20 protein-coding genes and 1 pseudogene are annotated in these 23,870 nt (G+C 65.1%); 12 read left to right on the top strand and 9 right to left on the bottom strand.

Annotated elements, in window-relative coordinates:
• Positions 1 to 263 precede the first annotated feature (263 nt).
• Both OGL93_RS10005 and OGL93_RS10000 read left to right on the top strand, forming a co-directional pair.
• Positions 264 to 686 carry a response regulator gene (locus OGL93_RS10005; RefSeq protein ID WP_263262481.1) on the top strand — a complete coding sequence of 141 codons (423 nt, stop codon included), beginning with the start codon at positions 264 to 266 and terminating at the stop codon, positions 684 to 686.
• A 124-nt stretch (positions 687 to 810) separates the two neighbouring features.
• A complete protein-coding gene (locus OGL93_RS10000; RefSeq protein WP_263262480.1) occupies positions 811 to 1,503 on the top strand; it encodes a DJ-1/PfpI family protein in 693 nt (230 codons plus the stop codon).
• Between the two features lie 27 nt (positions 1,504 to 1,530).
• Here the strand turns inward: OGL93_RS10000 and OGL93_RS09995 are convergent, their stop codons facing one another.
• The 3 genes from OGL93_RS09995 to OGL93_RS09985 are packed head-to-tail and all read right to left on the bottom strand — an operon-like array spanning position 1,531 to position 5,364.
• Positions 1,531 to 2,889: an LLM class flavin-dependent oxidoreductase gene (locus OGL93_RS09995; RefSeq protein WP_263262479.1), complete on the bottom strand. Its 1,359-nt coding sequence runs from the start codon at positions 2,887 to 2,889 to the stop codon at positions 1,531 to 1,533.
• Positions 2,890 to 2,901: 12 nt separating this feature from the next.
• Positions 2,902 to 4,119: an SfnB family sulfur acquisition oxidoreductase gene (locus OGL93_RS09990; RefSeq protein WP_263262478.1), complete on the bottom strand. Its 1,218-nt coding sequence runs from the start codon at positions 4,117 to 4,119 to the stop codon at positions 2,902 to 2,904.
• Between the two features lie 3 nt (positions 4,120 to 4,122).
• Positions 4,123 to 5,364 carry an SfnB family sulfur acquisition oxidoreductase gene (locus OGL93_RS09985; protein WP_263262477.1) on the bottom strand — a complete coding sequence of 414 codons (1,242 nt, stop codon included), beginning with the start codon at positions 5,362 to 5,364 and terminating at the stop codon, positions 4,123 to 4,125.
• Between the two features lie 182 nt (positions 5,365 to 5,546).
• Here OGL93_RS09985 and OGL93_RS09980 point away from each other — a divergent pair, with 182 nt between their 5' ends.
• The 3 genes from OGL93_RS09980 to OGL93_RS09970 all read left to right on the top strand — a co-directional run bounded on the left by OGL93_RS09980 (position 5,547) and on the right by OGL93_RS09970 (position 6,930).
• On the top strand, positions 5,547 to 6,323 hold the full coding sequence (locus OGL93_RS09980; protein ID WP_263262476.1) for an exodeoxyribonuclease III: 777 nt from the start codon (positions 5,547 to 5,549) through the stop codon (positions 6,321 to 6,323).
• A gap of 78 nt (positions 6,324 to 6,401) precedes the next feature.
• Positions 6,402 to 6,776: a hypothetical protein gene (locus OGL93_RS09975; RefSeq protein WP_263262475.1), complete on the top strand. Its 375-nt coding sequence runs from the start codon at positions 6,402 to 6,404 to the stop codon at positions 6,774 to 6,776.
• Positions 6,763 to 6,930: a hypothetical protein gene (locus OGL93_RS09970; RefSeq protein WP_263262474.1), complete on the top strand. Its 168-nt coding sequence runs from the start codon at positions 6,763 to 6,765 to the stop codon at positions 6,928 to 6,930. Before OGL93_RS09975 ends, OGL93_RS09970 begins: the two co-directional genes overlap by 14 nt.
• 674 nt (positions 6,931 to 7,604) lie before the next feature.
• Here OGL93_RS09970 and modC read toward each other — a convergent pair.
• The 3 genes from modC to modA are packed head-to-tail and all read right to left on the bottom strand — an operon-like array spanning position 7,605 to position 10,127.
• Positions 7,605 to 8,693: a molybdenum ABC transporter ATP-binding protein gene (gene modC / locus OGL93_RS09965; RefSeq protein WP_263262473.1), complete on the bottom strand. Its 1,089-nt coding sequence runs from the start codon at positions 8,691 to 8,693 to the stop codon at positions 7,605 to 7,607.
• Positions 8,690 to 9,370 (bottom strand): molybdate ABC transporter permease subunit, encoded by a 681-nt coding sequence (modB, locus tag OGL93_RS09960; protein ID WP_263262472.1) that lies wholly within the window; start codon positions 9,368 to 9,370, stop codon positions 8,690 to 8,692. Before modB ends, modC begins: the two co-directional genes overlap by 4 nt.
• Positions 9,354 to 10,127 (bottom strand): molybdate ABC transporter substrate-binding protein, encoded by a 774-nt coding sequence (gene modA / locus OGL93_RS09955; protein ID WP_263262471.1) that lies wholly within the window; start codon positions 10,125 to 10,127, stop codon positions 9,354 to 9,356. The genes modB and modA overlap by 17 nt, the downstream gene beginning before the upstream one ends.
• 141 nt (positions 10,128 to 10,268) lie before the next feature.
• Between modA and OGL93_RS09950 the strand changes: the two genes are divergently transcribed.
• Positions 10,269 to 11,003: an alpha/beta fold hydrolase gene (locus OGL93_RS09950; protein WP_263262470.1), complete on the top strand. Its 735-nt coding sequence runs from the start codon at positions 10,269 to 10,271 to the stop codon at positions 11,001 to 11,003.
• Positions 11,004 to 11,178: 175 nt separating this feature from the next.
• On the opposite strand, the pseudogene OGL93_RS09945 reads toward OGL93_RS09950, so the two are convergent.
• Positions 11,179 to 13,638, bottom strand: a pseudogene (locus tag OGL93_RS09945) (glycosyl hydrolase family 28-related protein); the annotation flags it as partial.
• A 385-nt stretch (positions 13,639 to 14,023) separates the two neighbouring features.
• Between OGL93_RS09945 and OGL93_RS09940 the strand changes: the two are divergent.
• The 5 genes from OGL93_RS09940 (at position 14,024) to OGL93_RS09920 (ending at position 21,475) form a co-directional block, all read left to right on the top strand.
• Positions 14,024 to 15,631: a PvdJ/PvdD/PvdP-like protein gene (locus OGL93_RS09940; RefSeq protein WP_263262469.1), complete on the top strand. Its 1,608-nt coding sequence runs from the start codon at positions 14,024 to 14,026 to the stop codon at positions 15,629 to 15,631.
• A 308-nt stretch (positions 15,632 to 15,939) separates the two neighbouring features.
• Complete coding sequence (locus tag OGL93_RS09935; RefSeq protein ID WP_263262468.1) at positions 15,940 to 17,160, top strand: putative DNA modification/repair radical SAM protein; 1,221 nt, start codon at positions 15,940 to 15,942, stop codon at positions 17,158 to 17,160.
• Entirely contained in the window at positions 17,157 to 18,008 is an 852-nt protein-coding gene (locus tag OGL93_RS09930; RefSeq protein WP_263262467.1) for a TIGR03915 family putative DNA repair protein, read from the top strand. The genes OGL93_RS09935 and OGL93_RS09930 overlap by 4 nt, the downstream gene beginning before the upstream one ends.
• An 84-nt stretch (positions 18,009 to 18,092) precedes the next feature.
• Positions 18,093 to 19,985 (top strand): methyl-accepting chemotaxis protein, encoded by a 1,893-nt coding sequence (locus tag OGL93_RS09925; protein WP_263262466.1) that lies wholly within the window; start codon positions 18,093 to 18,095, stop codon positions 19,983 to 19,985.
• Positions 19,986 to 20,188: 203 nt separating this feature from the next.
• Positions 20,189 to 21,475, top strand: coding sequence for an MFS transporter (locus OGL93_RS09920; RefSeq protein WP_263262465.1), 1,287 nt, complete (start codon positions 20,189 to 20,191; stop codon positions 21,473 to 21,475).
• On the opposite strand, the gene OGL93_RS09915 is transcribed toward OGL93_RS09920, so the two are convergent.
• Positions 21,476 to 21,856 (bottom strand): DUF4124 domain-containing protein, encoded by a 381-nt coding sequence (locus OGL93_RS09915; RefSeq protein WP_263262464.1) that lies wholly within the window; start codon positions 21,854 to 21,856, stop codon positions 21,476 to 21,478.
• Between the two features lie 102 nt (positions 21,857 to 21,958).
• On the opposite strand from OGL93_RS09915, the gene OGL93_RS09910 reads away from it, so the two are divergent.
• Positions 21,959 to 22,684, top strand: a complete 726-nt coding sequence (locus tag OGL93_RS09910; RefSeq protein WP_263262463.1) for a DUF72 domain-containing protein — start codon at positions 21,959 to 21,961, stop codon at positions 22,682 to 22,684.
• On the opposite strand, the gene OGL93_RS09905 is transcribed toward OGL93_RS09910, so the two are convergent.
• Positions 22,655 to 23,857: an MFS transporter gene (locus OGL93_RS09905; protein ID WP_263262462.1), complete on the bottom strand. Its 1,203-nt coding sequence runs from the start codon at positions 23,855 to 23,857 to the stop codon at positions 22,655 to 22,657. The two genes, OGL93_RS09910 and OGL93_RS09905, sit on opposite strands and share 30 nt — an antisense overlap.
• Between the last annotated feature and the right edge of the window lie 13 nt (positions 23,858 to 23,870).

The raw sequence follows: 23,870 nt of genomic DNA, 5'->3' as shown, positions 1-23,870 counted from the left end.
AATGGCCTGCAGCTGGCCCTGGTCACAACCGAGGATGTGCAGGAACCGCGCCGGCTCCGCTGGCGGCGCACGTCAGGCTTTTGTTGCGCTGCGCTTCAAGCGGCCGAAACCGCCATAAGTAATTGGTACGCAAGGAATGCTGAAGTGAACGGAACAACTACCGTCCGTCGAATCGTGTAACCCCAGGTACGAATCATCCTGGCTTCTGGTTGACGAAGGAGATATGGGCGGTAGTGCCCAGATCAACGCCAAGGACATGAACGATGCTCAACGCCCCATTTCAATCCAACGCTGCCAGCCCAACCGAGCGCCGTACCTTGGTCATGGTCGTCGAGGATGAGCCCCTTATCAGAGAGTTCGTGTGTGAGCTCATGCACGAGGTGGGCTTTGAAACCGTCGACTATGCAACGGCCGATGATGCTTGGAAGGCTTTCGACAACGGCTTGAAAGTGAACCTGCTGATCACCGATGTTCGGATGCCGGGCCAGATCGATGGCGCGCAATTGACCATGAAGGTCCGCGACGCCTCCCCGGAATTGCCGATCATCGTGATGTCTGGCCACTACACGGAGGCCCCGGAAGGCCTCGAAGGCATCGCCTTCATGCCCAAGCCGTGGCCGCCGACAGCACTGATCGACCAGGCCATCCAGGCCACCACCCCTAAAGGTTGCAACGCAGCCCGCTGATCCAGGGGGGGAACGCAGCTAGCGATGCGCTGGGGCGTTTGGCGGATTTCTGCCGGCTGCTGGCGTGGGGCCGGTGGGTGAACGCGATAGGGTGGTGCTTCCATCTCCTTGAACGAGCACCCCCATGGCTATGACGGTTGGCTTCATTGTGTTCCCTGGGGTCCAGCCGCTGGACCTTGTAGGCCCTTTCGACGTGTTCGCTACCCTCGGCACCGTCCAGCAACACTTGGTGTGGAAGGACTTGACCCCAGTCGTTGGAAGCGGCGGCCTGACGCTGCAACCCACCACGACCTTTACCCATTGCCCGCCCCTGGACGTACTGTGCGTGCCTGGCGGCAGTGGCGTGGAACCTTTGCTCGAAGACGAGCAGACCCTGGCGTTCATTCGCGGGCAGGCCGCCACCGCGCACTACGTGACCTCCGTGTGCACGGGTGCACTGCTGCTAGGTGCTGCCGGGCTTTTGAAGGGGCGTCGCGCGACCACCCATTGGGCTTACCACGAGTTGCTGGGCGCATTCGGCGCTGTGCCCTCGCATGAGCGGGTGGTGATGGACGGCGCGCTGATTACCGGCGGCGGCGTTACGGCAGGCATCGACTTTGCCCTGACGATTGCCGCCGAGTGGCTGGGGCCGGAGCAGGCGCAGCGGGCACAGCTCGCCCTGGAATACGCCCCCGCGCCCCCGTTCGACGCCGGCCATCCCCACACGGCCCCTGCCGCAGTGCTGGCCGCACAACGCAAGGCAGTGGCGCCGGCGGTGGTGCGCAGGGCCGAATGCGTGGCAAGGGCCGCGGCGCGTTTAACGGCGCGACCCATGTAGAAGCCAGCGGTCGCTTGCGAACCAGCACTAAGCGAACCGATAGCCGGCCCCGGGATGGCTTGGCGCGAGGCGGTCCCCGGCGGCGAACAGCTTGTGCCGCAGGCTACCTTCGCTATAGGCGGTTTTATAGCGGCCGCGGCTTTGCAGCTCCGGGATCACCCAGCGAATGAAGTCCTCATAGCTTTCCGGGGTCACCGTGCGGGTGAGGTTGAAGCCATCCAGCCCGGTATCGTCGATCCAGGCCAGCAGTTGTTCGGCCACGCTCGATGGCCCGCCGACCAGCGCCGGATAGCGGCCGCCCAAGGCGTTCTGTTCGAGTATCCGCCGCACCGTCCAGTCCCCGTTGCGGGTGAGTGCCTTGGCGGCGGACTCGATCGCGTTGGTCTGCTGGGGGCGGATCGGCTCGTCCGGCCCGTAGCGCGACAGGTCGATCCCGGTGGAAGCCGCGTAGTGGGCCAGGCCGGCCTCTGGGCTGGCATAGCTTAGGTATTCGGCGTGCTTGGCGCGGGCTTCCTGGTCGGTGGCCCCCACCACCACCGTGATGCCCATGAAAATCTTCACCTGCGCCGGATCGCGCCCAGCCTCGGCGGCAGCGGCGCGGATGGCCGCCACTTGTTTGCGCACGCTGTCCCGGTCCTGGCCCATGATGAACACGCACTCGGCGTGCTCGCCGGCGAAGCGCGAGCCGCGCGCCGAAGCCCCAGCCTGGAACAGTACTGGGGTGCGCTGCGGCGAGGGCTCGCTCAGGTGATAGCCGTCCACCTGGTAGAACTCGCCCTTGTGATGCACCGGGCGTACACGCTCGGGGCGCGCATACACCCGGCGTTCACGGTCTACCACCACGGCGTCATCGGCCCAGCTGCCTTCCCACAGCTTGTAGAGCACTTGCAGATATTCGTCCGCCTGGTCGTAACGCCGGTCGTGATCGACCTGCCCGGCGCGGCCCATGGCACGGGCGGCGCTGTCCAGATACCCGGTGACAATGTTCCAGCCGATGCGGCCACGGCTCAGGTGGTCTAGCGTGGACATGCGCCGGGCGAACAGGTAGGGCGCCTCGTAGCTGAGGTTGGCGGTCACGCCAAAGCCCAGGTGCCGGGTGGTCGCGGCCATGGCCGATACCAGCAGCAGAGGGTCGTTGACCGGCAACTGGATGCTCTCGCGCAGGGTAAGGTCCACGTTGCCCTGGTAAACGTCGTACACGCCCACGATATCGGCCAGGAACAAGCCATCGAACAGGCCGCGTTCGAGCAGGCGCGCCAGGTCGGTCCAGTACTCCACGCTGTGATACTCGCTGGAGCGATCCCGGGGGTGGGCCCACAGCCCATGATTGATGTGGCCCACGCAGTTCATGTTGAACGCGTTGAGCAAAACCTGCTTGAGTGCCATCGAAGGCTCCTTTTAGAGGTAACCCTTGCGCGGCGGCAACTGGTCATTGAGGTGGTAGTTGCCGATGGCGTGGTATTTCCAGCGCACCGGGTCGTGCAGGGTGTGCACCCGCGCATTGCGCCAGAAGCGGTCCAGGCCATCCTCGGTCAGGCTGGCGCGCGCGCCGCCAAGTTCGATCAGCTTGTTGCCAGCCAGCAGGGACACGTCCGTGCCCAGCGCGCGGGCAGCCGCCACGGCCAGAGACGCGTCGGCCACGCTCTGGGCATCGGCGGCGGCACGGGCGATGTCCAGGTGCCCGCCGGCGCGTTCGAGCAACGCTTCGGCGGCATGCAGCCGGATCGCCACGCGGCCGATCTCACTGATCGTCAGCGGGTCTTCGTGGGCTGCATCCACGCCTGAGTCCGGCCAGGGCCGTGCACGTTCCCGCACGAAGGCCAGGGTCGCCTCATAGGCCCCGCGGGCGATACCGATGTCGATGGCGGCGTGAAGAATCTGCGCGAAAGGGCCCACGCTGGTCGGCCGCTCGAACGATGCCTGGAAGGGCACCACGTCCTCGGGCGACACCTGCACGTTGTCGAGCACCACGCTGCCGCTGCCGGTGGTGCGCTGGCCAAAGCCGGACCAGTCGTCGATCACGCGCAAGCCATGGGCCTCGCGGGGCAGGAAGGCGAGCTGCTGCACCCCCTGGTCGTCCACCACCGAGGTGGGTACGCGCTGGGCGAACAACGCGCCGGTGGCGTAGAACTTCTGCCCCTGCACGGACCAGCCGCTGGGGCTCTGGCGCAGCCGTGTGGTGCGCTGGGCGCTGTCGCGGGTGGTGAATTCGGCCAGGGCGTTACCAAACCGGCGCCCTTGCAGCACTTCGGCGAACAGCCGCCGTTGCTGGGCCTCGCTGCCGTTCACCCGTAGCACTTCGAGGGCATAGAAATGGTTCTGCGGGATCTGCCCCAGCGAGCCGTCGGCTTGGGCGATACGGGCGATGACCTTGGCCAGCGTCGCGCTGGAAACGTCCGCGCCGCCGAAGCGGCGGGGCACGGTGATGCCCCATAGGCCGGATGCGGAAAAACGCTCCAGTTCCGCGTTCGGCAGTTGCCGCTCGCGGTCACGTTGGGCGGCGCCCGTGGCGAACTCGCGGGCCAGGGCGTCGGCCACTTCCAGGGCCTGGGCATCGGTACGGATCAGCGCTGCCTCGACGGGCGCCGCGGGAGGTGCAAGGGTTGCGGTGGTCATGGGTCAGATCCAGGAATGGCGGGCAGGGTGGGTGCCGTTGAGGTGGTAGTTGCCTACGGCGTGGACCTTCCAGCGCACCGGGTCATGCAGGGTATGCACACGGGCGTTGCGCCAGTGGCGGTCGAGGTTGTGCTCGGCCAGGGTGGCGCGGCTGCCGCCCAGCTCGAAAAGCTTCTCGCTGGCCTGCAGGGCAATGTCGGTGGTCAGCACCTTGGCCTCGGCCACGGCGATCGATACCCGGGCGGCGGTTTCGGCATCCACCGGCGCAAGGGCTGCTTCATCCAGGGTTCTGGCGGCACGCTCAAGCAAGGCATCGGCGGCTTGCAGCTCGACCTGCAAGCGGCCTACCTCGGCGATCACATAGGGCTCCAGCCGCGCTGCTTCAACCTGCGCGTCGGGCCAGGGGCGCGCGCGCTCGCGAACGAAGGCAATGGTGTCGGCGACCGCGGCGTGGGCGATGCCGGCGTCGATCGCCGCTTGAATCAATTGTGCGTAGGCGCCCTGAGTATTGGGCCGCTGGCTGAGCACGCCGTTGTGCACCACGTTCTGCGCAGGCACGGCCACGTTATCCAGCAGCACCGTACCACTGGCCGTGGTGCGCTGGCCGAAGCCGGACCAATCGTCGATCACCCGCAGGCCCGGGGTGCCACGGGGCACGAACGCCAGGACCTGCTGGCCCTCGTCGTCCAAGGCCTTCACGGTGATCCAATGGGCGAAGAGGGCGCCGGTGGAATAGAACTTCTCGCCGGTGATCCGGTAATGGTCGCCTTCGCGGTGAGCGCGTGCCTTGAGTTCCAGGGTATGCCGGCTATTGCGCTCGGGGCCGGCATTGCCGATGCGCCAGCCATCGACCACCGTGCGCAGCAGGTGCTGCTGTTGCTCGCGCGTTCCGGTCAATTCCAGCACCCGCAGGATGCCAAAGTGGTTCTGGGGGATCTGCCCGAGCGCGGGGTCCGCCGCGCAGATGATCTTGAATACCTCAGCGATGGTCACATGGCTGACGCCCGGCCCACCGAAGGCCTTGGGCACGCTGATGCTGCCCAGGCCACTGGCGGTGAAGCGTTCGAGTTCCGCCCAGGGCAGGCGGCGTTGACGATCCCGCAGTGACGCCTCGTGGGCGGCATAGGCGGCGAACTCACGGGCCACTTGTAAGGCCTCGGCGTCATCTTTGAGTACGCGAGCGGGTAGTAGCGCAGGGGCTGTGTCCAGCCCAGGCGGCAATAAGGGTGTGTTAGGGGTAGTCACACTGACCTCGCAGGCGATGACGAGGCACGCCCCGGCATCGAAAGAAAAAGGAAAACGATGTCCGGTGGACCGGTGGCGCCACGATATTGAGGAATAAGCAGCGAGGGAAATAGCATTTTCATCTATATATAAAACCTCATGGCAGGGTGCCGGTCCCATTGGAAAGCCCAAGGAGCCCGCCTATGAAAATCGCCACCTTCAACATCAACGGCATCCGCGCTCGGTTGGACGCCTTGCTTGCCTGGCTGGCCAAGGAAGCGCCGGATATCGTTTGCCTACAGGAGCTGAAGGCGGCCGACCAGGCCTTTCCGCGGGAAGCCATCGAAGCGGCGGGGTATTCGGCTATCTGGCATGGCCAGGCCAGTTGGAATGGGGTGGCGATTCTCTCTCGTGGCAGCGAACCGCTGGAGATCCGCCGGGGCTTGCCCGGGTTCGAGGACGACACCCATAGCCGCTACCTGGAGGCAGCCGTGCAGGGCATCGTGGTCGGCTGCTTGTACCTGCCCAATGGCAACCCGCAACCAGGGCCGAAGTTCGACTACAAGCTGCGCTGGTTCGAGCACTTCATCGCCCATGCCCAAGGGCTTTACGACAGCGGCCACCCGGTGGTGCTGGCGGGCGATTACAACGTGGTGCCTACGGATGCCGACATCTATAACCCCAAGTCCTGGCGCAAGGACGCACTGCTCCAGCCCGAAACCCGCGCCTGTTACCAACGCCTGCTCGATCAGGGCTGGGCTGATGCCTTGCGTGCACAATTCCCGGACGAGCCGGTGTTCACCTTCTGGGATTACTTCCGCCAGCATTGGCAGCGCAATTCCGGCTTGCGCATTGACCACCTGTTGCTCAGCCAGGACCTGGCACCGCGGCTGGAAGCCGCAGGCGTCGACCGCTGGGTGCGCGACCAGCCCCACGCCAGCGACCACGCGCCGACCTGGGTGCAGCTGCGCCAGGGGTGAATGCCATCGGTCCCGCCGAGGGCACTGCGGGAGAAGCGGGCGGTCCATTGGCAATCGCTACCGAACCGGAGCCGCAGCATGGATATCAACCCGCACTACAAGGGCGGTGTGCAGACCCCTGACCTGTCCGTACCCGACGGCCAGCCCAGCGCGGACGCCAACCCGCCGCAGGCGCAGGCCGCCTCCGGCGAGCGGTTGTTCCGTCATCGGGTCAGCTACTTGTACAACGAGCAGCCCCGGCAGCAGGAGTTGGAGTACGACCAGGCTCAGCTTCCTCCTGAAGTGGCCGCGCTCAGGTTGCTGCTGATTCATTACGGCGACGGCGAGAACAGCATGTTGATGCCCGCGGCCGATGCCTCGCCGCAAGAGGTGATGGACCAGGCCCAGCTGATGGGCATCACTACCATTGAAATCCAGAGCACCGGCAGGGAAATCCACGATGTCAGCGAATGAAGCAGACCCCAACCCAACCCCCGAATGGCCCCTCAATGCGCCCAGCGATCCAGTGGAGTTGAACGACACCGGCTTCGATCCGGCGAAGGACCCGCTGGACGAAGCCGGTGCCGATGACAGCGAGCTGGACCCTGAGTTGAGTGAACCTTCGTAAGAGGCCTGCCAGTTCGCAACCCCGCCATGCTTGGGGGTTCGCAGGCTAGCGCCAGCTCCAACGAGCCTGGTCGGGCGGGTAAAGCCTAGCAATTTGCGGTTCTGGGGGGTTGCAACAACGGGGGTTTACGTCGGGCCCGCCTTGGGTTCGCAGGCTAGCGCCAGCTCCTACGAGCCTCGTCTGGCCGGCAAAGCCCGGCAATTTGCGGTTCTGGAGGGTTGCAACAACGGGGGTTTACGTTAGGCCAGCCTGGGGTTCGCAGGCTAGCGCCAGCTCCTACGACTCTCATCGGGCCGGCAAAGCCCGGCAATTTGCGGTCCTGGGGGGTTGCAACAACGGGGGTTTACGTCGGGCCCGCCCGGGGTTCGCAGGCTAGCGCCAGCTCCTACGACTCTCATCGGGCCGGCAAAGCCCGTCAATTTGCGGTTCTGGAGGGTTGCAACAACGGGGGTTTACGTCGGGCCCGCCTTGGGTTCGCAGGCTAGCGCCAGCTCCAACGACCCTCGTCGGGCGGGCAAAGCCCGTCAATTTGCAGTCCTGGAGGGTTGCAATAACAGGGGTTTACGTTAGGCCAGCCTGGGGTTCGCAGGCTAGCGCCAGCTCCTACGACTCTCGTCGGGCCGGTAAAGCTCGTCAGTTGCGGTTCTGGAGGGTTGCAACAACAGGGGTTCACGTTAGGCCAGCACCGCCACACTCTTGATCTGCGCCCACACTGCCGAGCCCGGGCGCAGCCCTAGCTGTGCCAGCGAGTAACGGGTGAGCCGGGCCAGTAGCGGTATGCCTTGGCAATCCAGGGCGAGCATGACGTCTGCGCAGGTGTCGTCTCCGGTTTGCTCGACGACCACCGCCGGCAAGCGGTTAAGGATGCTGCTCTGGCTGTGTGGGTCGAGGCTCAGGCTCACATCCCGTGCTTGTATCCGTACCCGCAGGCGGCTGCCCAGGGGCCGTTCGGCGTGGGCCACGCGAAGTGTGGCGCGGCCCAGCCCCAGGCTCAGGTGCAGCAATTGCCAGCGAGGGTCAAACCCCACCACCTCGCCCTCGATGGCCACCCCCGCATCGAGACTGCGCGCCAAGGGCAGGTCCAGGCGGGCCAGCAGCTGGTTCAGCGGGCCGCTGGCAGTGACCGTGCCGCTATCGAGCAGTACCAGGTGATCGGCTAGGCGGGCGATCTCGTCGGTGGAGTGGCTGACGTAGATCATCGGTATCGCCAGGCTTTCGCGCAGGCGCTCCAGGTAGGGCAGGATCTCCGCCTTGCGCTCGCTATCCAGCGCCGCCAGCGGTTCGTCCATCAGCAGCAGCCGCGGCGCGCGGAGCAAGGCGCGGGCAATGCCGACCCGTTGCCGCTCGCCACCGGACAACCCCGCCGGGCGCCGATCCAGCAACTGCTCGATACCTAGGGTGCGGCACAGGTTGTCCATGTTCAGCGTGCGTTGCTTCGTGGGTAGCCTGCGCCAGCCGTATACCAGGTTCTGCCGCACGCTCAGGTGCGGGAACAGGCTCGGCTCTTGGAACACGTAGCCGATCGGCCGCCGATGCGGCGCCAACGAGTGGCCAAGGGTGGTGTTTTCCCAGGTTTCCCCGGCCACCTCGATCAATCCCTCATCGGCGCGCTCCAGCCCGGCCAGCCAACGCAGCACGGTAGTTTTGCCGGAGCCGGAGGGCCCGCTGATCGCGCTCACGCCTTCGCCGGGCAGGTTCAGGTGCAAGCCCAAGGAAAAGCCCTGGCGGGCCAGGCGCAGGCGCAGCGTTATGGCCTGGCTCATTCAGCGCCCCTCCGAGGCTGCGCGCGGCGGCGGTACAGCGCCAGCAGCACGGCAAACGAAAACACCACCATCAGCGCCGCCAGGCCATGGGCCTGGGTGTATTCCAGCGCTTCCACGTGATCGAACAGCTGCACCGAAACCACCCGGGTTTTATCGGGGATATTGCCGCCGATCATCAGCACCACGCCAAATTCGCCCACCGTGTGAGCGAAGCCCAGCACGCTCGCGGTCAAGATGCCGGGCCGGGCCAGGGGCAGGGCGATGGTGAAAAAGCGATCCAGCGGCGAGGCGCCGAGGGTGGCGGCCACCTCGAGCGGGCGATCGCCGATGGCTTCGAAGGCATTCTGCAAGGGCTGCACCACGAAGGGCAGCGAGTACACCACCGACCCCAGCACCAGGCCAGGGAAGGTGAACACCAGAGTGCCCAGCCCCACGGTGCTGGCAAGCTGGCCAAGCCAGCCGTGTGGCCCCATCAGCAGCAAGAGATAAAAGCCAATCACCGTGGGCGGCAGCACCAGCGGCAAGGCGACCACCGCGCTGACCGGCGCGCGCCAGGCCGAGCGCGTATGGGCCAACCACCAGGCAATGGGCAGCCCGACCAGTAACAACAGCAAGGTGGTGAGGCTGGCCAGCTGGAGGGTCAGCCAGATCGCGCCATAGTCACTGGCGCTGAGCATCGAGGGTGTAGCCGTAAGACTTGATGATCGCGGCGGCCTTTGGCGCGCGCAGGTAATCGACGAATGCCTTGGCCGCGGCGCTGTGCTCGCCTTTGGTCAGCACTACCGCGTCCTGGCGGATGGGGTCATACAGGTTTTGCGGGACCACCCAGGCGGAGCCGGAGGTGATCTTGCCGTCTTTGTATACCTGGCTCAGCGCTACGAAGCCGAGTTCGGCGTTGCCGGTTTGGGCGAACTGGAACGCCTGGGTGATGTTCTGCCCTTCGACGATCTTGCCGGCCGTGGCGGCGGTGAGGTCCAGATGCGCCAGCACCTGGGTCGCGGCCAGGCCATAGGGCGCGGCTTTCGGGTTGGCGATCGCCAGGTGCTGGTAGCTGCCGCCCTCGAGCACCTTGCCCTTGTCGTCGACATACCCCTCTTTGGCCGACCACAGCGCCAGGGTGCCGATGGCGTAGGTGAAGCGCGAACCTTTGGCCACATCGCCTTCGCTTTCCAGCTTGGCCGGGGTGGTGTCATCCGCCGACAGGAACACCTCGTAGGGCGCGCCGTTCTTGATCTGGGCATAGAGCTGGCCGGTGGCCCCGGGTGACGCCAGCACATGGTGCCCGGTGTCTTGCTCGAAAGCCGTGGCGATGGCCTGCAGCGGGGCGGTGAAGTTCGCCGCCACGGCCACCTGCACGTCATCGGCGAAGGCGTTGGCGCTGAGCAGGCTGGCCAGGGTGAGCAAAGAAAGGGGGAAGAGGCGAGGTGAGCGCATGAGACGTCCTGTATCGGTTGGCGTTATGCAGTGAACTATATAGCGCTACGCTTCTGGGTACTACTGGCCAGCGGCAGCGATAGGCCCGAGGCGGTAGTGCTACCCTCTGTGCCGACAATCCCGCACGAGGAGCCTATTGCCGTGAAATGGTTAGCTGTTCTGTTACTGCCTTTGCTGGCGACCTTCGCCCATGCCCAGCCGGTGCTGCAAACCGACCTGCCGCTCAAATACCTTGCCCAGGCCGGGGCCAACCCCAGGGCCGAGCCGCTGGTGATCTTCTTGCATGGCTATGGTGCCAACGAGGAGGACCTGTTCGAGCTGCACGGGCGGTTGTTCCCGGACTTCACCTACCTCTCGGTTCGCGCCCCGCTGTCACTGGACGAGGGCCGCTACCAGTGGTTCAACAAGACGGCCGGCAACGGACCGTACGAGGGCGTGCAAGAGGATATCGATCGCAGCCTCGAGCGGTTGCGCAGTTTCGTGGAGCAGGCCGGGCGCAAGTATCAGGTGGCCCCGGAGCGCATCTACCTGGTGGGTTTCAGCCAGGGTGCGATGATGAGTTACCAATTGGCGTTGCAGCACCCGCAAGCGGTCGGCGGCATCGCGGCGCTGAGCGGCAAGCTCAATGCGGGGTTGCGTGAGCAGCTCGCGCCGGTGCCAGGGCTTGATCGCCTGCCAGTGTTTATCGGCCACGGCACGGCGGACCCGATCCTGCCGTATTCAGATGCCACGACGGCCAACGATGCCTTGCTCAAGGTGGGGATAAAGGCTGACTTCCACGCCTACCCGGGAATGGGCCACGGTGTGAGCCGGACGGAAGTGGACGACTTGGCGAAGTGGTTGTTCAAGGTAACGGGCAAAGCCGCCTCGCAATGAGGCGGCTTGCCTGGAAGAGGAGCCCCGCCAGTGAAGGCGGGGCCTGGCCTTAGGCCGTGGTGGTGTGGTGTTCGGTATCGGTGGTGGTGCCCAGGATCACCACTTCAGTGGCCGCGGTGCTGGTGGTGGCGGTGCTGGTATCGGTGGTCGTGGTGCTGGCCGGGGTGGTGCTGGCGAACACGAAGTTGGCCGCGGTCAGGTCGGTGGTGTGGTTGCCCGACAGCGCTACTTCGAAGCGGTTGCCGTTGGCGTCGGCGTCCAGGTCTTTGATGTAGGTGCGGTCGGTGCTGGCGTTGTACACCAGCGACAGGGTGTTGGCGTGGCCATCGCCCAGCGCGGTGAAGCCCAGGGCAGAGACGTCGATCTTGTCCTCGCTGGCGTTGAAGTCCAGGATCAGGTCGTCCGAGCTGGTGCTGGCGGTGCGATAGCTGTCGGTCAAGGCTTCGAAGCGGAAGGTGTCCGCGCCCGCCCCGCCGGTGAGCTTATCCAGGCCGGCGCCGCCGATCAGGATGTCGTTGCCCGTGGTCCCGGTGAGCACGTCGTTGCCCGTGGTGCCATGCAGTGTAGTGCCGACCACCGCGGTCGCGAATACGAAGTTGGCGGAGGTGAGGTCGCTGACGTGGTTGCCTTCGATGGACACTTCGAAGCGATTGCCGTTGGCATCCACGTCCCGGCTCTTGATGTAGGTGCGGGTGCCAGCGCTGTTGAGCACGATCTGCACGGTATCGTCGTAGCCACTGCCCAGCCCGGTGATGCCCAGCGCGGACAGGTCGATCTTGTCGGTGGACACGTCGAAGTCGAGGATTTCGTCGCCCTGGTCGGTGCCTCCGGTGTTGTAGTTGCGGAAGCTGTCGCTCACCGCGGTATACACGAAGGTGTCCGAGCCCAGGCCGCCGGTGAGGTTATCCGCGCCAGCGCCACCGTAGATGATGTCGTTGCCGGCACCGCCGTTGATGGTGTCCGCGCCGCCGAAGCCGTAGAGGGTTTCGTTGGCCGAGGTGCCGGTCAGGGTGTCGGCCTGGTCGGTGCCCGTGAGCTCGTACTTGAAGATGAAGTTGCTCGCGCTCAGGCTCGACACCAGGTTACCGGCCAGTGCCAGTTCGAAGCGGTTGCCGGAGGCGTCTGCGTCGAGGCTCTTGATGTAGGTGCGGTCGGTGGTGCTGTTGTAGACGATGGTCAGCGTGCCGCTGGTGCCGTCGCCCAGCCCTTTGAAGCCCAGGGCGGCGAGGTCCAGTTTGTCCTGGCTGGTATTGAAGTCGCTGATCAGGTCTGTGTAGGACGTGGTGCTGGAGCGGTAGCTGTCAGTGATTGCGTCGAAGCGGAAAGTGTCCGCGCCGTCGCCGCCGCTGAGCTTGTCGGCGGCGGCGCCACCGACGATCACGTCGTTACCGCCGCCACCATTGATGGTGTCCTTGCCGTCGCCGCCGAGGATCAGGTCCGCCAGGGCGGTGCCGGTGATCGTGTCGTTGCCCGCGGTGCCGTCGATCTGTTGCAGCGGAATTTGCGGGCTGGCATAGCTGCCGTCGCCATAGAGCAGGGTGCTGCCCTTGGTGGTGCCGGTGATGGTGTTGCCCACTACCACGTTGCCGTCGGTGCCGTCTTCGTTGCGCTCGGCCACGCCGTAGGTGGAGTTGCTGCCGCCGGTGATGGTGTTGCTTTCAATCACGTTGCCACTGCCGGCATAGAAGTCGCCGGACACGCCAGTGCTGTCGTCATAGGACTGGATGATGATTTCCGGCACCGGGTTGCTCTGGCCGTTGGCGGTCAGGGTGTTGTCCACCACCGTCACATCGGAAGAGCCGTACAGGCGAATGCCTGCGCTGCCGTTGTTGTGGATGTCCACGCCGCTGATGGTGACGTCATTGGACATCTTGATCAGGATGCCTTCGGCTGCGTTGTCGTACACCGCGCCGCCGGTGATGGTGATATCGGTAGGCGAGGGGATGTCTTCGCTGCCGCGCTGCACCACGATGCCGCCACCGGAGTTGCCGTAGGCAACGTTGTCCACCAGGCTGAAGCTGTTGGTGCTGGTAACGATATTGAAGCCGTGGCGGTCGTTGTCGTAGGCCACGTTATTGATGAAGGTGCTGTCGATCAGGTAGTCGGCCACGAAGCCGTCCAGGCCATTGCCATGCGACACGCAGTTTTCGATGACCATGTTCACGGTCTGCTCGTGCGGGTCGAAACCGTAGCCGGAGCAGTTGAGGATCTCCACGCCGTCGAGGGTGACGTTCGAATCCTGCCCCTCGGCACCTGGGATATAACCGTTGAACCAACCATCGACCTTGCCGGTGGTGTTGTCGCGGTTGCCGTCGATGGTCAGGTTGCTCAGGCCGAAGTCGTGGGTCTCTTCACCATAGGCCGAACGCACGATGCCGGTGATTTCCTGGTTGGAGCCGTCGGCGAGCTTGAGCGTGGTTTCACCCATGCCGTCGCCGTACATGTACACGTTGCTCTTCAACATGATGCAGCCGTCTGAGGCTTCTTCGCCGCCGGAAACGATATAGGTCCCCGACGGAACATACACCTGGCCGCCACCGGCAGCTGCCGCTGCGTCGACCGCGGCCTGAATGGCGGCGGTGTCGTCGGTTACGCCATCACCTACGGCGCCGTAGTCTTTTACGTTGAAGATCATCGCTAGCTCCTTCATCCATCGCTGAGCGGCGGGCACCGAGAAGGGGTCCGCTGTCAATCCTGAGTGTCAATGTTTTGTCGTTGAGAAAAATGCGAGGTGCTTGGCGCGCCCTGACCCTGTGACAGAGCGCAACGGGGGAAGTTTTCAGAAAGGTGCCCCAAAAGTGAAAAATATTCTCTGTAACGCCCTGGATACAGGGGTTGGAGCCCATTCCCGAAGATGAAATTTCATCTTCCCGCCTCGCGCAAACCTCCCACCAGACAGCCCGAATCTGCTAGGGTTCATGTCAATCGACTGGCTGTTTTCCTGCTTTTTTGCTGGATGCTTAGGTAACTGGTTGATTTGTAAGGATGTATTCGACAGCGTTTAGCAGGGATACCAAGCGATGCGAATTACACGGCGCACGATACTCGGCGGGGCTGCTTTAGGCGGTGCGATGATTCCGCTGGGGTACGAAGGGGCGAGGCGATTCAAAAAATGGTGGGCCGAGGGCGGCACACCGAGCGAAGCCCATGTAGAGCTGGCGGACCTGTCGACCCAGCGCCTGGCCGATTTGCTGCGCGGCGTGTGGCAGATCGAGGCGCCCGGCGTGGCAGCCCTGCAGGGCACCACCCTGTTGCTCGACGCGGGCGAGCGCGGCCGCGGGTTGCGCGGCTACGTGGACACCTACGACCGCCTGGCCAGTGGCGAGACCCCGCGCTTTCAGGTGATCGGCGACCTGGTCGGCGCAACGGCGGCGCAGGTCCGCTGGCGGCTGATGGCGGCCGGTTCGCGGGCCGGGGCTGCCACGTATTGTCTGAAGATGTCGCTGACCGACCTGTGGGGCGGGGTGGGCGTGGCGGACAACGACCTGCTCAGCGGCAACGTCACCGAGCTGCACGCCGACGGCAGCAAGACCACCGCGCCGGTGACCGCGCGCAAGATGGCCTTTCCCGAAGCACGTGATCGGGTGCCGTTGCAGCCCGCGTTCGTGCAATGGCTGGCCACACCCCAACATCGCCTGGCCCATCAACTCTGGCACACGGTGCGCGACAAATGGCACTTGGTCAGTGACGATCGCCGCCAGGCGCTGCGCGGCCTGGGGTGGCAACCGGGGCCGCAGGGGCAGGAGCGCGATTCGCGCGGCCGCTACAAGGACCGCAATGGCTCGGGCATCGACTTCCTTTATATGCATCGCTACATGCTCGGCGAAGCGGCCAAGCTGGGCGCACCCGAGCCCTGGCAGTTTTTCCCGCTGCCGCGGCCCGCGGTTGAAACCGATCGGGTTGCCTTTTTGCACTATTTCGAAAACCGTGACGGCCGCTCCATCCCGCCCACCTGGCTGGCCCCCGGCGATGAGAGCTACAGCAAAGGCATGGCGACGATCAAAAGCCGCGACACCTACGATGGGAATTTCCAGGTGTGGGAGTCGCGCTACCGTGACCCGGACTACCTCGCACGGATGACCCTGGGGCAATTCGGTTCAGAGCTGGAACTGAGCCTGCACGACTGGCTGCACATGTGCTGGGCAAGCGTGGCGCGAGGCCCGGGTGACGGCCGGCCGATCCCCATGGCGCGGCAGCCCACGGATTTTTCCGAGGCCTGGTTCGCGGCGGGCAACGACTTCCTCGCCGACCCGTTCTCATCCCACGTGCATCCGTTGTTCTGGGGGTTTCATGGCTGGATCGACGCCCGCATCGACGACTGGCGAGCAGCGCACCAGCTGTTCCATCCTGGCGAAGTGCAGGACACCGAGATACGTGGCGTGCGCTGGTTCAGCAAGGGGCGGTGGGTAGAGCAGGACGATCCTTGGATGGGGCCAGTCAGCCATGCCTGCGCCAACGGCCCGGGCATCTGGATGGGCAATGCGGTGGATAACGACCTGGAGCTGATGAAGATTGCCTTGCGCATTGCCATCGAGCCCCGCGGTAGCTTGGGCAACGCACTGGAGCAGGCCGATCAACGACCTTGGTATGCCCGCAACCTGCCCGACGCGCCGTTGCAGCAAACCTGAGCTGTCAGCCAGAGCGAGCTGGCGCTATAGCCAATGTCTTACACCACAGCGCAGCGATTGGCTCTCGCCCAACCGTAGCGGGGCGCGTATTCTGAACCTATCAACTGAAGCGCAGGGAGTGCTTCAGGGATCAAGGATGATCGCCATGGCCCGGACGGCTACCGGCAGGACGCTGGAATGGCACTGAAAAAAACCCGCTTCGGCGGGTTTTTGTTTTTCTGCGGGCGGGGAAACGCTGCGACCAAGGGCGCTTGAGGTTGTACATTTAACCAGTTACTGTACATGCAAACAGTAAGCGGGCAGCCCTCATGCAGTTGATCGATAAGTTGAGCATTCTTGCCGACGCCGCCAAGTACGACGCCTCCTGCGCCAGCAGCGGCGCGCCCAAGCGCAGCTCGCAAGGCAAGGGCGGGTTGGGGTCCACCAACGGCATGGGCATCTGCCACAGCTATACACCGGACGGCCGCTGTGTATCCCTGCTCAAGGTACTGCTGACCAACTTCTGCCTCTACGACTGCCAATACTGCGTCAACCGCCGCTCCAGCAACGTACCGCGCGCGCGCTTCAACCCCGAGGAAGTGGTGAGCCTGACGCTGGATTTTTACCGGCGCAATTACGTCAGCGGGCTGTTCCTCAGCTCCGGCATCATCCGTTCGGCCGACTACACCATGGAGCAACTGGTAGCGGTGGCGCGCAGCCTGCGCGAAGACCACGAGTTCCGGGGCTATATCCACCTGAAGACGATTCCCGACGCGGACCCTGCCTTGATCGAGCAGGCCGGCCGTTATGCCGACCGCCTCAGCGTCAATGTGGAGCTGCCCACCGGCGAAAGCTTGCGGCTCCTCGCGCCGGAGAAGCAGCTGGCGACCATTCACCAGGCCATGGGGACCATCCACCACGGCCAGCAGGCGGTCGCGGGCGAGGCGAAGGCGCCGGCGTTCACCCCGGCGGGGCAGAGCACGCAGATGATCATCGGCGCCGACGCTACCGACGACAGCACCATCTTGCGCAGCGCTGAAGCCCTCTATGGCGACTTCCGCCTGCGCAGGGTCTATTACTCAGCCTTTAGCCCAATCCCCGACAGCCCCGGTAGCGTGCCCCTGGCGCCGCCGCCGTTGCTGCGCGAGCATCGCCTGTACCAGGCAGATTTCCTCCTGCGAGGGTATGGCTACCAGGCTCGCGAATTGCTCGGCGGGCCCGGCAACCTGGCGCTGGACATCGACCCGAAGCTGGCCTGGGCCCTGGAGCACCGCGAGGTGTTCCCGCTGGACCTCAACCGTGCCGAGCCCGCGATGATCGCCCGGGTGCCGGGCATCGGCCTGCGTACCACCAAACGAATCGTCGAGTTGCGCCGCCAGCGGCGCATTCGCTACGCCGACCTGGCGCGCTTGCGCTGTGTGCTGGCCAAGGCCCGGCCGTTCGTGGTGACCGCCGATTACCACCCGCCGCTGGCCGACAGCAGCAGCCAGGCGCTGCGCCTGGCCATGGTCGAGCGGCCGCAGCCGCAGCAGTTAGGGCTGTGGGGATGATCTGCCTGGAGTGCCAGGGGCAGTTCAGCCAGTGGCGGCAACAGGCGCGCTGGCTGCTCAGCCACCAGGTAGACCCGTGCGAGGTGAGCTGGAACGGCGAGCGCGAGGTGGACCTGTTCAGTGCGCCCCATGGGCTGCCGCCCGAACCCGGGCCCTTCCAGTCGCGTATTCCCCAGGCGTTGCCGGCGCTGCTGGAAGCGGCCGCGCAATACCTGGGCGACCAGCGCTGGAGTTTGCTCTATGAAGTGCTCTGGCGCGTGACCCATGGCGACCGTACCGCCATGCTCGCTGGCGATGTGGCCGGCAGCGAACTGCACCGGCGGATCAAGCAGGTCAGCCGTGAGGCCCACCACCTGCACGCCTTTTTGCGCTTCGTGGAGCGGCCCGGGGCCGACGAAGGCCCGGCGTTCGTTGCCTGGCATGAGCCGGCTCACGATATTCTCGAGCGCGCCGCGGAGCACTTCGTCGGCCGCATGGGCCGCCAGCGCTGGTTGATCGCCACGCCACGGGACGGGGTGTATTTCGACGGCAGCGAACTGCACTACCAGCGGCCGTGCCCACCGGCCTGGCGGGAGTTGGCCCAAGGGCAGGGCGATGCCACCCATGCACTGTGGCGCGCTTACTACGCCCACACCTTCAACCCGGCGCGGGTGAACCCTGCGATCATGCAGGGGCATATGCCAGCGCGCTTCTGGAAGCTGTTGCCCGAAGGCGACCTGATTCCCCGGCTGGTGGTGCAGGCCCGTCACGGCAAGCAGCGCGACGGTCAGGCGGCGGCGGTTGCCGTGCGCCCGGGCAAGGCGATAACCGGCCCAGGGTCGCCGCGCGAAAAAGTTCCGACGAGCTGAATACATTTTTTCAGGGCCACCCTTAACAAGCGCGCCGCCAGGCCGATAGAAGAGCTACAAAGCCTTCTCTGGATAGCGCTCGTCATGACCAAAAACCTCAAGTTCAGCCATAAGATCCTGCTCGCCGCCTCGCTTGTGGTCGTGCTCGCATTCAGCCTGTTCTCGCTCTACAACGACTATTTGCAACGGCACGCTATCGAGTCGCAGCTCGACAGCTACCTGGCCGAAACCGGCGAAAGCGCCGCGGACAACGTCAAGAACTGGTTGTCTGGGCGCATCCTGTTGATCGAAGGCATGGCCGAGGGCCTCGCCACGGTGCCGGATGACGACGCTGCCAGCCAATGGATGAAGCAGAAGACCCTCCTGGCCACCTTCATGAACGTGTATGTGGGCCGTGCCAACGGTGCCTTCGTGATGCAGCCGCCGGATGACATGCCGGCTGGCTACGACGCGCGCACCCGGCCTTGGTACAAGGGCGCGGTGGAGGCGGGCAAAACGACCCTGACCGAACCCTACACCGACGCCGTGACCAAATCCCTGATCATCACCATCGCCACCCCACTCAAGGGTGCGAACGGCCAGACGGCGGGTGTGGTCGGGGGTGACATGACCCTGGACACCCTGGTCAAGACCATCAACTCGCTCGACTTCCACGGCAACGGCTACGCCTTCCTGGTGGACGGCAACGGCCAGATCCTGGTGCACCCGGACAAGGCCCTGGTCAACAAAACCCTTAAAGATGCCTACCCTCAAGGCACCCCGCGCCTGGGCCGCGATATCAGCGAGAGCGAGCGTAACGGCCGCACTGAAGTGCTGACCTTCGCCCATGTCGATGGCCTGCCCTCGGTGAACTGGTCCATCGGCCTGGCCGTAGACAAGGAAAAAGCCTACGCCACCTTGAGCGAGTTCCGGACCTCCGCGGTCGTGGCGACCACGGTAGCGGTGGTGGTGATCATCACCCTCCTGGGCATGCTGATCGCCGTGCTGATGCGCCCGCTCAACGTGATGGGCCGCGCCATGCAGGATATCGCCGCCGGCGAAGGCGATCTGACCCGCCGCCTCGACGTGCAGAACCAGGACGAGTTCGGCCACCTGGGCAACGCCTTCAACCGCTTCGTGCAGCGTATTCACGACTCCATGCGGGAAGTGTCGTCCTCGACCGTGCAACTCAATGAAGTCGCCCTGCGGGTAGTGAGCGCTTCGAACTCCTCGATGCTCAACTCCGACCAGCAGGCCAGCCGGACCAACAGCGTGGCGGCGGCAATCAACGAGTTGGGCGCCGCGGCGCAAGAGATCGCTCAGAACGCCGCGTTGGCCTCTGGCCATTCGAGCGACGCCAGCAACCTCGCGGCCAACGGCCAGGCGGTGGTGCAGCAGAGCATCGAAGCGATGAACCGCCTGGGCACGAAGATCAGCGGGGCCTGCGAGAAGATCGAACAACTGAACCTCAAGACCGCCAATATCGGGCAGATCCTCGAGGTGATCACCGGCATCTCCCAGCAAACCAACCTGCTGGCGCTCAACGCCGCTATCGAAGCCGCCCGGGCGGGCGAAGCGGGCCGCGGCTTCGCCGTGGTGGCCGACGAAGTTCGTAACCTGGCGCACCGTACCCAGGAATCGGCCCAGCAGGTACAGGGCATGATCGAGGAGCTGCAGGTGGGCGCCCGCGAAGCGGTGGCCATCATGAACGAAAGCCAGCGTGAAAGTGACCAGAACGTAAGCATTGCCAACCAGGCCGGTGAGCGCCTGGGCAGCGTGACCCAGCGCATTGGTGAAATCGACGGCATGAACCAGTCGGTCGCCACCGCCACCGAGGAGCAGACCGCGGTGGTGGAGGCCATCAACGTGGACATCAGCGAAATCAACACGCTCAACCAGGAAGGCGTGGAAAACCTTCAGGCGACCTTGCGCGCTTGCACGGACCTGGAGCAGCAAGCGGGCCGGTTGAAGCAATTGGTGGGCAGTTTCCGCCTCTAATCGTTGGCCCTCGCGCCAGCCCGCGAACCCGCGCAGGATCGGGTTCGCGGGCTTGCCCGTTCCTGCGCGGGGCCGGTGTGTTGGCACTGGCGGTAGCCTGCTAATCTCCACCATTGCACCCCATGTGTTTCCAAATTTGACAACCAACCTTCCTGTGCGGATTATGACGGCCATCATATAAGACCTGGAAACGGGAGGCGTCGATGGTTTCTGGCACGCTGGCGGCGGCTCTTGCCCGGCGCAATGTGCATTACGGTTGGGTCGTGGTCGCCGCCACGTTCTTGGTGATGCTGGTCGCCGCCGCGGCGATGGGCGCCCCTGGGGTATTGATCGTTCCGCTGCAGGAAGAATTCGGCTGGAGCACTTCGCAGATCTCCATGGCGCTGGCGCTGCGCCTGGTGCTGTTCGGCCTGCTTGGCCCTTTCGCCGCGGCCTTGATCAACCACTTCGGGCTGCGCCCGGTGGTAGTCACTGCCATGGGGCTGATCGCCGCGGGGTATCTGGGTTCGCGGATGATGACCGAGCTCTGGCAACTGCTGCTGTTCTGGGGCGTGGTGGTGGGCATCGGCACCGGCATGGTCGCCATGGTGCTGGCGGCCACAGTCGCTACCCGCTGGTTCAGCCACCGTCGAGGCCTGGTGCTAGGGCTGCTGTCTGCCAGTTCGGCCACCGGGCAACTGGTGTTCTTGCCGCTGATGGCGCAGCTGACCACCCGCTACGGCTGGCGCACTGCGTTGTTGTTCGTTTGCCTACTGTTGCTGGCGACTTCGTTCGTGGCCTTGCTGCTCATGCGCGATCGCCCGGCGGACCTGGGCTTGCCTGCGTATGGCGAAGACGCGGTGGCGCCGAAGGTTCCCTCGGCCAACTTCCTGACGCATTTACGCTCGCCCCTGGTGGCCCTGCACGACGCCAGCGGGGATGCGACCTTCTGGGTGCTGGCGCTGAGCTTCTTCATATGCGGGGCGAGCACCAATGGGCTGATCCAGACCCACTTCATCAGCCTGTGCGCGGACTTCGGCCTGCCCGCCGTGGGCGCGGCCAGCGTGCTGGCGTTGATGGGTATCTTCGATTTCATCGGCACGGTCGGCTCCGGCTGGCTGTCGGACCGCTACGACAACCGCTGGCTGCTGTTCTGGTACTACGGCCTGCGCGGGCTCTCGTTGCTCTTGCTGCCGAATACCGGCTTCAGCTTCTACGGCCTGTCCGTGTTCGCGGTGTTCTATGGCCTGGACTGGATCGCCACGGTGCCGCCTACGGTCAAGCTGGTGGCCGAGCGCTTTGGCAAGGAACGGGCAGGGCTAGTGTTCGGCTGGATCTTCGCTGCCCATCAACTGGGCGCCGCCAGCGCGGCCTATGGGGCAGGGCTTTCACGCACGCTGTTGGCCAGTTATCTGCCGGCGTTCTTCATAGCCGGTGCGCTGTGCCTGGTCGCCGCGCTGTCGATGCTGCTACTGCGCCGGCATACCGCGCGCGCGGCCGTGGTGGGCTGATCAGGGGCGGGCAAGCCCGTCGCACTGGGTTTGCCCGCTTTGCTGGAGGCAGCGCATGGGCTTTGGCCTGGGCAGGTGTTTTTTCGGCGGCGGCACCACCACGCCCGGCAGGTAGTGCACGGTGTAGTGCACCTTGGTGCGGTAGCTGGCGCGCAGGATGTCGGTCGCCCGCTTGTTGATCACATCAGGCTTGGCGTCTTCGGGGTTCACGCTGACCCACTGAGCCTGCTGGACCTTGCGCGCCCATTCCGTATCGCCCTTGGCCACCGGGCAGGGCACGAAGCTATAGCTCACCCGGCCATCGTCACCGATGCACTTATAGGCATCGGCCAGCGCGCAGGGGGCGAAGCAGGCGAGGGCGAGCAGCAGGCCGAGGCGCATAGACGGTTCCAGAAGGTGAACGGCGGAGCATTCTAAAGGCCGCGCTGGCCAGCCACAACGGGTGCCGACGGAACGCTGCGTCAGCGAGCCGGTCCCACCTGCATGACGGTCAATCTCTTTTCTTCGCTCTACCTGGGCTGCGCCGGCTGGAGCCTGCCGCGCGAGCAGTGGCCGCGGTTCCAGCCGGATGGCAGCCACCTCGAACGCTACGCCAGCCGCTTCAATGCAGTGGAGATCAACAGCTCCTTCTACCGCCCGCACCGCGCCAGTACCTACGCGCGTTGGGCAGCGGCGGTGCCACCGGGTTTTCGCTTTTCGGTCAAGGTCCCGCGCCAGATCACCCACGACGCCCGGCTCAACGCGTGCGAGCCAGCCCTGGCTGAGTTTCTGGACCAATGCATGGCCTTGGGCGACCGCCTTGGCTGCCTGCTGGTGCAGTTGCCCCCGTCCTTGGCCTACGACCCGCCGACTGCCTGCGCGTTCTTTGCCGCGTTGCGCCAGCGCTATTCCGGGCCGGTGGTGTTGGAGCCGCGTCATCCCAGTTGGCTACAGGCGCGCGAACTGCTGCAGGCGCAGCGCATTGGCTGGGTCGAGGCAGACCCGGCCCCGCTAGGGGAAGCGGCGCCCCAAGGCTGGGAAGGGGTCGCCTATGTGCGCTTGCATGGCTCGCCGAAAATCTATTACTCGGCTTATGCAGAACCCGTACTGCAAGCCCTGGCAGCTCGCCTGGCCGCCGCGGCCGTGCCCACGTGGTGCATCTTCGACAACACCGCCGCCGGTGCCGCGGTCCCCGACGCGCTATGGGTGCTCGAGCACCTCGGCAGTTGAGCAGGGCCGGCAGCGCCAGGTGAAAGCTGCCAGGGCCGCCAGCAGCAGGCAGGTCATCCAGAACACCGAGGGCATGCCGTAATGGCCGCCCATGTATCCGCCAGCCAGTGGCCCAAGCACCTGGCCTGCATATTGGCAGGAGGTCGAATAACCCAGCACGCGACCGGCGACCCGGTCCGCCACGGCGTGACGGATGATGCTAGCAATGCACGGCAGCAGCCCGCCCAGCGCCAGGCCCATGGCCAGGCGCAGCAACACCAGCTGCCAGCCGTTGGTCACCACGGCCTGGGGGATCAACAACAGCGCCGCCACACCGAGGCAGCCGCTGAGTACCGTCCAAGGCCCAACCCGATCGGCCAGCTTACCCAGCCGCGAAGCAGACACGATGCTGCCCAGCGCAGTCGCTGACATCGCCAACCCGGCCATCCAGGTGACCTCGCTGACCTGCAACTGCTGAAAATACACGGTGATGATCGGCTCGATGGACATGGTGGCGAACATCAGTGCGCCGGCGGTGACCAGCATCACCACCACCTGCCGGCCGAGCACCAGTGGCGGGCTGTCCGTGGCATGGCCGGCGGCGTTTCGCGGGCGGGGCGTTTCCTTGATCAGCAGGGCAGTCGCCAGGAAGGCCACGAAGATCACCGCCCCACAGAGAAAGAAGGTATTGCGGATGCCCACCAGTGGCGGCAGCGCGCCGCCCAGCAGTGGGCCGGCGAGGTTACCCGCCATGATGCCCGAGGAGAGCACCCCGAGCGCCCAGCCCGAGCGCGCCTTGGGCGCTTGGGTGGCTACCAGGATGGTCGAACCCGAGGTATAGCCGCCCAGCAGCCCGGCCAGCAGCCGCAGCGCTACCAGCTGCCAGGGCGTTTGCGCCAGGCCGATCAGCGCCATGGCCACGGCCATGCCCAGGCTGGCGCGGATGAGCATCAACTTGCGCCCATAGCGATCCCCCAGGCGGCCCCATAGCGGTGCGGTCAGCGCGGCGGACAAAAAAGTCGCCGCATAGGCAGCGCCCGACCACTGGACGATGGCGGCAGGTTCGTTGACCCTCAGATGCTCCACGTACAGGGGCAGGAAAGGCAGTAGCAGGGTCATGGCTACGATGTTGGTGAATGAACCGAACACGCAAACCCATAGGTTGCGTTGCCAATGGGGTTCGAAGCCGGCCATGTTCAGATGCCTC

The sequence above is a fragment of the Pseudomonas sp. RIT-PI-S genome (assembly GCF_025642975.1).
Lineage (GTDB): Bacteria > Pseudomonadota > Gammaproteobacteria > Pseudomonadales > Pseudomonadaceae > Aquipseudomonas.
This window is presented reverse-complemented; position numbering and strand designations above follow the sequence as displayed.

What these genes read in the sequence shown, in the direction of transcription:
- OGL93_RS09975 (WP_263262475.1), top strand. Translation starts at nt 6,402, where the DNA reads ATGGATATCAACCCGCACTACAAGGGCGGTGTGCAGACCCCTGACCTG.
- modC (WP_263262473.1), bottom strand. Translation starts at nt 8,693, where the DNA reads ATGAGCCAGGCCATAACGCTGCGCCTGCGCCTGGCCCGCCAGGGCTTT.
- OGL93_RS09995 (WP_263262479.1), bottom strand. Translation starts at nt 2,889, where the DNA reads ATGGCACTCAAGCAGGTTTTGCTCAACGCGTTCAACATGAACTGCGTG.
- OGL93_RS09905 (WP_263262462.1), bottom strand. Translation starts at nt 23,857, where the DNA reads ATGGCCGGCTTCGAACCCCATTGGCAACGCAACCTATGGGTTTGCGTG.
- OGL93_RS09980 (WP_263262476.1), top strand. Translation starts at nt 5,547, where the DNA reads ATGAAAATCGCCACCTTCAACATCAACGGCATCCGCGCTCGGTTGGAC.
- modA (WP_263262471.1), bottom strand. Translation starts at nt 10,127, where the DNA reads ATGCGCTCACCTCGCCTCTTCCCCCTTTCTTTGCTCACCCTGGCCAGC.
- OGL93_RS09940 (WP_263262469.1), top strand. Translation starts at nt 14,024, where the DNA reads ATGCGAATTACACGGCGCACGATACTCGGCGGGGCTGCTTTAGGCGGT.
- OGL93_RS09970 (WP_263262474.1), top strand. Translation starts at nt 6,763, where the DNA reads ATGTCAGCGAATGAAGCAGACCCCAACCCAACCCCCGAATGGCCCCTC.
- OGL93_RS09910 (WP_263262463.1), top strand. Translation starts at nt 21,959, where the DNA reads ATGACGGTCAATCTCTTTTCTTCGCTCTACCTGGGCTGCGCCGGCTGG.
- OGL93_RS10000 (WP_263262480.1), top strand. Translation starts at nt 811, where the DNA reads ATGGCTATGACGGTTGGCTTCATTGTGTTCCCTGGGGTCCAGCCGCTG.
- modB (WP_263262472.1), bottom strand. Translation starts at nt 9,370, where the DNA reads ATGCTCAGCGCCAGTGACTATGGCGCGATCTGGCTGACCCTCCAGCTG.
- OGL93_RS09920 (WP_263262465.1), top strand. Translation starts at nt 20,189, where the DNA reads ATGGTTTCTGGCACGCTGGCGGCGGCTCTTGCCCGGCGCAATGTGCAT.
- OGL93_RS09990 (WP_263262478.1), bottom strand. Translation starts at nt 4,119, where the DNA reads ATGACCACCGCAACCCTTGCACCTCCCGCGGCGCCCGTCGAGGCAGCG.
- OGL93_RS09935 (WP_263262468.1), top strand. Translation starts at nt 15,940, where the DNA reads ATGCAGTTGATCGATAAGTTGAGCATTCTTGCCGACGCCGCCAAGTAC.
- OGL93_RS10005 (WP_263262481.1), top strand. Translation starts at nt 264, where the DNA reads ATGCTCAACGCCCCATTTCAATCCAACGCTGCCAGCCCAACCGAGCGC.
- OGL93_RS09915 (WP_263262464.1), bottom strand. Translation starts at nt 21,856, where the DNA reads ATGCGCCTCGGCCTGCTGCTCGCCCTCGCCTGCTTCGCCCCCTGCGCG.
- OGL93_RS09930 (WP_263262467.1), top strand. Translation starts at nt 17,157, where the DNA reads ATGATCTGCCTGGAGTGCCAGGGGCAGTTCAGCCAGTGGCGGCAACAG.
- OGL93_RS09925 (WP_263262466.1), top strand. Translation starts at nt 18,093, where the DNA reads ATGACCAAAAACCTCAAGTTCAGCCATAAGATCCTGCTCGCCGCCTCG.